This is a genomic window from Candidatus Binatia bacterium (genome assembly GCA_036493895.1).
GTDB lineage: Bacteria > Desulfobacterota > Binatia > UBA1149 > CAITLU01 > DATNBU01.
Window position 1 is genome coordinate 167,238 of the sequence record DASXOZ010000017.1, and the last position, 6,350, is coordinate 173,587.

Consider the following 6,350-nt stretch of genomic DNA (forward strand, 5'->3'; position numbering starts at 1 on the left):
TGCCATGGGAACCGAGATCAAACGCGGAGTCCTTTACACGCTGGTAACGATGGTCTTGTTCGGCGGTATCTACCACGTCGTGGTCTGGGGAATCGCGACCACGCTGTTTCCGCACCAGGCCGAAGGCAGCCTGATCCGCGACGCAAAAGGCACGGTCATCGGCTCGTCGCTGATCGCGCAGAAGTTCACGCGGCCCGAGTACTTCCAGCCGCGTCCGTCCGCGGTGGACTATAACGCGGCCTCGACGGGGGCGAGCAACTACGGCCCGACCAATCCCGACCACCTGGCGGCGGTCAGGCAGCGCATCGACGCGATCGTAGCGCAGGAAGGCGTGACGCCGGCGCAGATTCCGTCCGAGATGGTGACGACGAGCGGCGGCGGGCTCGACCCGGAAATTCCGCCGACCGCGGCGGCGATCCAGGTTGCACGCATCGCACGAGCCCGCCACGTGTCCGCGGACGAGGTCGGGAGCCTCGTCCAGGCGCACACCGCCGGCCCGTTGCTCGGGATCTTCGGACGCGAGCGTGTCAACGTGCTCGAACTCAACCTCGACCTCGACCGGCAGCTCGGCAAGGCCTCGCAGTAGCGGGCAGGGGGAGCTTCGATGGCAAAGACACATGCAATCTCGCTCTGGGAGCCGAACATCCTGCGTCGGGCGATCATGGACTCCTTCGTCAAGCTGGATCCGCGCGTCCAGGTGCGAAACCCGGTCATGTTCATCGTCGAGATCGGCAGCGCGATCACCACGCTCGTCTACGCGGGGGAAATCGTCGGTACCGGTGGCCACCAATTGTTTACCGGGCAGGTCGCCGCGTGGCTGTGGTTCACGGTGCTGTTCGCGAACTTCGCCGAGGCAATGGCCGAAGGCCGAGGCAAGGCCCAGGCCGAGACATTGCGCAAGACCAAGACCGAGACGATCGCAAGGCGCGTGATTTCCGGGGACGAGTTCGAGGAGATCGCCGCTGCCAGCCTGCGTAAGGGCGACGAGGTCCTCGTCTATACCGGCGACGTGATTCCGGCCGACGGCGAGATCATCGAAGGCATCGCGTCGGTCGACGAATCCGCGATCACCGGCGAGTCGGCGCCCGTGATCCGCGAATCGGGCGGCGACCGGTCGGCTGTGACCGGTGGCACACGCGTGATCTCCGACTGGATCCGCATGCGGGTGACCGCCCAGCCCGGGCACGGCTTCCTCGACCGCATGATCGCACTGGTCGAAGGGGCGGTGCGACAGAAGACGCCGAACGAGATGGCGCTGACGATCCTGTTGGCGGTCTTCACGCTGGTCTTCCTGCTCGTCGTCGTGTCGCTGCAGCCGTTCTCGATGTATTTCGGCACGGCGATCTCGATACCGGTGCTCATCTCGCTCCTGGTGTGCCTGATCCCGACGACGATCGGAGCGCTGATCTCGGCGATCGGCATTGCCGGCATGGATCGCCTGGTGCAGCACAATGTGCTGGCGATGAGCGGTCGCGCGGTCGAGGCGGCCGGCGATGTCGACACGCTGCTGCTCGACAAAACCGGCACGATCACGCTCGGCAATCGCATGGCCACCGAGTTCGTGCCGCTTCCGGGTGTTACCGAACAGGCTCTTGTCGATGCAGCGCAGCTGGCATCGCTCAGCGACGAAACCCCGGAAGGCCGCTCCATCGTCGTGCTGGCCAAGGAGAGCTACGGACTTCGGGGACGCGACGTCTCCGAACTCGGCGGGCACTTCATCCCGTTCACCGCGCAGACCCGGATGAGCGGCGTCGACCTGGAAGGAAGCGAGATCCGCAAGGGAGCCGTCGACGCGGTCGTGGCCCACGTCGCGGCGAAGAACGGAAGGGCCTTTCAGGCGCCGCCGGAGTTGGCGCAGATCGCCGATCGCATCGGCCAGTCCGGGGGCACGCCGCTGGCGGTCGCCAGGAACGAGAAGCTCCTCGGCGTCATTCACCTGAAGGACATCGTCAAAGGCGGCATCCGGGAGCGGTTCGTCGAACTGCGCAACATGGGCATCCGCACCGTGATGATCACCGGCGACAACCCGGTTACGGCGGCAGCGATCGCTGCCGAGGCAGGTGTGGACGATTTCCTCGCGCAGGCCACGCCGGAGAACAAGCTGAAGCTGATTCGCAAGGAACAGGCCAGCGGCAAGCTGGTCGCGATGTGCGGCGACGGCACCAACGACGCTCCGGCACTGGCCCAGGCCGATGTTGGAGTCGCGATGAACACCGGGACCTCGGCTGCCAAGGAAGCCGGCAACATGGTCGACCTCGACTCGAACCCGACCAAGTTGATCGAGATCGTCGAGATCGGCAAGCAGCTGCTGATCACGCGCGGGGCGCTGACGACGTTCAGCATCGCCAACGATGTCGCGAAATACTTCGCGATCATCCCGGCGATGTTCGTGATCGCGTTCCCACAGCTTTCGGTGCTGAATATCATGCACCTGGCGACGCCCGAGTCGGCCATCCTTTCGGCGGTGATCTTCAACGCCGTCATCATCATAGCGCTGATCCCGCTGGCGCTTCGCGGCGTGCGCTATCGTCCGCTCGGCGCGGCCGCGATCCTGAGGCGCAACATGCTGATCTACGGGTTCGGCGGCATCGTGATCCCATTCATCGGCATCAAGGCCATCGACTTGCTGATCACTGCGATGGGGCTGGCATGAACCTCGATGCATCGGGAAACGCCCGCCTTGCGTTTTTTCCGCGAAATCCGCGAAAAGGCCGACGGGCCATGACGACGCCGGCGGCTACGATCCTGGCGATGCATCGGCGACAGGTGCCGCTGGCGGTGAGACTCAACGATCACCGCGAACTTGCATGATCGCCGGGACCAGAGTTCTCTCTCTTCGATGGCCGCAGCGCTGGATGCCGCGAGCGCATAGCACCGCCGTTCTCCGGGCGGCGATCGGGGCGGTGGCGGCCCCAGACGCCCCCGCGGGTACCGAACGGCAGAGGAGGACCATGCAGTTTTCGCGATTGATCGCGCCGGTGGACGTATTGGTTGGGCTCAAGGTTGCGGACAAGCCGCAGCTCATCAGGGAGGTCGCCAGGCGCCTGGCCGACCGGTCGGGCCTTCCTGTCGCCGTCGTCGACAGTCTGCTCAACGCGCGCGAGGAGCTCGGCTCGACCGGAGTCGGCCGTGGCGTCGCACTGCCGCATGCGCGGGTCCCGGGCGCCAAGCAACCGTGCGCAATCTTCGCGAGACTGGCCAAGCCGGTCGATTTCTTGGCCGTCGACGGGCGACCGGTCGATCTCGTGTGCGCGATCATCGCGCCGGATCAGCCGCGCACGGAGGCGCTGTCCGCGCTGGCCGCGGTCTCGCGCGTGCTGCGCGATCCCGTCGTCGTCGACGCGATCCGCAAGGCCACGACCCAGGAATCGATTTACGATCAATTGATGGTTGCCGACGCAGCAGTGCCGACTTCCTGACAGGAGCAGCGCGATGGCGACGTCACGCCCTGCGCCACGCACGGACGTGCGTCCTTCGCCGGACGCCCTCCTGGCGCGTGCCACGCGGGAGGAGCGGGGGCGCCTCAAGATTTTTCTCGGCGCCGCGCCCGGCGTCGGCAAGACCTACCAGATGCTGACGATGGCGCAGGCCCGTCGCCGCGACGGCGTCGACGTCGTGATCGGCGTCGTCGAGACGCACGGCCGCAAGGAGACACTGGCGCTGCTCGGGGATCTCGAGCTGCTTCCGAGGCGCCGCCTCGAGTATCGCGGCCATTCCTTCGACGAGATGGACATCGACGCCATCCTCGCGCGGCGTCCGCAGCTGGTGCTGATCGACGAGCTGGCGCACACGAACGCCACGGGCAGTCGTCATCCCAAGCGATACCTGGATGTCGAAGAGATTCTCGCCGCGGGGATCGACGTCTACTCCACGTTGAACATCCAGCACGTCGAAAGCCTGAGCGACATCGTCGCGCAGATCACCGGCGTGCGCGTGCGCGAGACTGTTCCGGATCGCGTCCTCAACGACGCCGATGACATCGAAGTCGTCGATCTCGCTCCCGAAGACCTGCTGCAGCGCCTTCGCGAGGGCAAGGTCTACGTGCCGGAAATGGCCTCGCGCGCGCTCGAGGGCTACTTCGCGCCCGGCAATCTTACGGCGCTGCGCGAGCTCGCGCTTCGGCGTACCGCCCAGCGAGTAGACCAGCAACTGCTCAGCCACATGCGCGAGCATGCGATCGCCGGACCGTGGGCGGCGGGGGAACGGGTGCTCGTGTGTCTGAGCGAGCACCCGGGAGGCGCGGCGCTCGTGCGCTACGGGAAGCGGCTGGCGGACCAGCTGCATGCGTCGTGGGCGGCGATCCACGTGGAGACGGCGGCGAGCACCCGGGTCTCCGAGGCCGAGCGCGACCGCATTGCCGAGTCGATGCGACTGGCCGAGCGCCTCGGCGCCGATCCGATCACGGTCTCGGGGTTCGATCCCACCAGCGAGATCCTGGCGTGGGCGCGCGCCAATAACGTCACGCAGCTCGTCATCGGCAATTCGCAGCGCTCCCGCTGGGCCGAGCTCGTGCGCGGGTCGGTCGTCCGTGCCCTGCTGAGATCGGCGGGCGACATCAGCGTCCACGTGATGGGCGTCGGCCGGGACGAGGATGCAGACGGGCACGGTTCGCGGATCAAGACGGTCCCGCGGGCGGTGCCCTTCCCCGTCAGGCACTACGTTGCGGCGGCGATGGCCGTCGCCGCCGCGCTGGTCGCGGCGCTCGTCCTGCAGCCGTGGGTCGGTTTCGCCAACGTCGACCTGATCTTCCTGACCGCCGTCATCGCGGTGGCGGCGCGCTTCGGCCTGTGGCCTTCGATCGCCGCCAGCATCACCAGCTCGCTGGCCTACAACTTTTTCTTCATCCCGCCGATCTATACGTTCACGATTTCCGATCCGATGAATCTGGCCGCGCTGTTCCTGTTCACGGTGGTCGCCGTCGTGATCAGCAACCTCGCGGCACGCGTCCATGCGCAAGCCGGAATGGCCCACGCCCGCACGGCCACGACGCAGGCGCTCTATGCGTTCAGCCGAAAGCTGGCCGCGGTCGTCGAGATCGAGGATCTCCTTTGGGCGGCCGCGTACCAGATGGCGTCGATGTTGAAGCTCGACGTCGTGCTCCTGATGCCCGAGGAAGACGTGCTGACGGTCAAGGCGGGCTATCCGCCCGAGGACCGCATCGACGAGGCGGATCTGGCCGCCGCCAAGTGGGCGTGGGACAAGAACCGGGCGGCCGGGCGAGGCTCCGACAACCTGCCGGGAGCCAAGCGCCTCTTCCTTCCGCTGCACACGGCCCGGGGTCCCGTGGGTGTGGTCGGGCTTGCCAGCGACCGGGAGGGCCCCTTGCTGACCCCCGACGAACGGCGCCTGCTCGATGCGCTGCTCGACCAGACCGCGGTCGCGATCGAGCACATGAAACTGACCGAAGACATCGACCAGGCGCGCGTGACGGCGCAGACCGAGCGGCTGCGCGCAGCGCTGCTGACCTCGCTCTCGCACGACCTGAAGACACCGCTCGCGTCGATCATCGGTGCGGCCAGCTCGCTGCAGCAGTATGCGGATCTCTACGACGCCGAGACGCGTCGCGACCTGGTCGCGATGATCCACGACGAAGCAGACCGGCTGAACCGTTTCGTGCACAATCTGCTGGACATGACGCGCCTGGAATCGGGGCACATTGAGCTGCTGACGGAGTCGGTGGACCTCGGGGAAGTCGTCGGGGCCGCTCTTCAGCGCACGGCCCGGGTGCTGGAGCACCACAAGATCGAAGTGGACCTCGTTTCGGACATCCCGATGCTTCGCCTTGACGTGGTGCTGATCGAGCAGGTGCTGTTCAACCTGCTCGACAACGCGGCAAAGTACGCCCCGACGGGATCGGTCGTCAGCATCCGCGGGCGACGCAATCCCGATGGCGTGTCACTGGAGGTCGCCGACGAAGGACCGGGAATTCCGCAGGAGGAGCTGGAGTCGGTATTCGAGAAATTCTATCGGGTAAAGGGCGGCGACCGCAGACGCGTCGGAACCGGCCTCGGCCTGGCGGTCTGTCGCGGATTCGTGGAGGCTCTCGGCGGTACCATTGACGCCGGCAATCGCAGCGATCGTTCGGGTGCCGTATTCACCATCCGGTTCCCCGCCAGCATCGAGGTCGAGTTGCCTCGCGAGCCGGCGGCGGCGGCGAGCGCATGAGTTCTCCCGGCACTCCCGTCCTGGTCGTCGATGACGAGCCCGCCATCCTTCGGCTGCTTCGAACCAGCCTTTCGGCCCAGGGGTTCCAGGTGCTCGAAGCGGAGAACGGCGCAGGCGCGCTCGAAATGCTCCGCTCGGCCAAGCCCGACGTCCTGCTGCTCGACCTCGGTCTTCCCGACGTCGAC

The 6,350-nt window shown here is 66.6% G+C and carries 5 protein-coding genes; all 5 read left to right on the forward strand.

Features of this window, described 5'->3' with window-relative positions:
• The first annotated feature begins 4 nt into the window (after positions 1 to 4).
• Complete coding sequence (gene kdpC, locus VGK20_05045; GenBank protein ID HEY2773402.1) at positions 5 to 586, forward strand: potassium-transporting ATPase subunit KdpC; 582 nt, start codon at positions 5 to 7, stop codon at positions 584 to 586.
• 18 nt (positions 587 to 604) lie between these two features.
• Entirely contained in the window at positions 605 to 2,653 is a 2,049-nt protein-coding gene (gene kdpB / locus VGK20_05050) for a potassium-transporting ATPase subunit KdpB (protein ID HEY2773403.1), read from the forward strand.
• Between the two features lie 154 nt (positions 2,654 to 2,807).
• Positions 2,808 to 3,419 (forward strand): PTS sugar transporter subunit IIA, encoded by a 612-nt coding sequence (locus VGK20_05055; GenBank protein HEY2773404.1) that lies wholly within the window; start codon positions 2,808 to 2,810, stop codon positions 3,417 to 3,419.
• Between the two features lie 13 nt (positions 3,420 to 3,432).
• Positions 3,433 to 6,165 carry a sensor histidine kinase KdpD gene (locus tag VGK20_05060; protein HEY2773405.1) on the forward strand — a complete coding sequence of 911 codons (2,733 nt, stop codon included), beginning with the start codon at positions 3,433 to 3,435 and terminating at the stop codon, positions 6,163 to 6,165.
• Positions 6,162 to 6,350: response regulator (locus VGK20_05065; protein ID HEY2773406.1), on the forward strand; the 189-nt coding region annotated here is incomplete at its 3' end. The genes VGK20_05060 and VGK20_05065, both read left to right, overlap by 4 nt.

Coding starts and splice junctions, on each gene's coding strand:
- VGK20_05060 (HEY2773405.1), top strand. CDS start 3,433: ATGGCGACGTCACGCCCTGCGCCACGCACGGACGTGCGTCCTTCGCCG.
- VGK20_05055 (HEY2773404.1), top strand. CDS start 2,808: ATGATCGCCGGGACCAGAGTTCTCTCTCTTCGATGGCCGCAGCGCTGG.
- kdpB (HEY2773403.1), top strand. CDS start 605: ATGGCAAAGACACATGCAATCTCGCTCTGGGAGCCGAACATCCTGCGT.
- kdpC (HEY2773402.1), top strand. CDS start 5: ATGGGAACCGAGATCAAACGCGGAGTCCTTTACACGCTGGTAACGATG.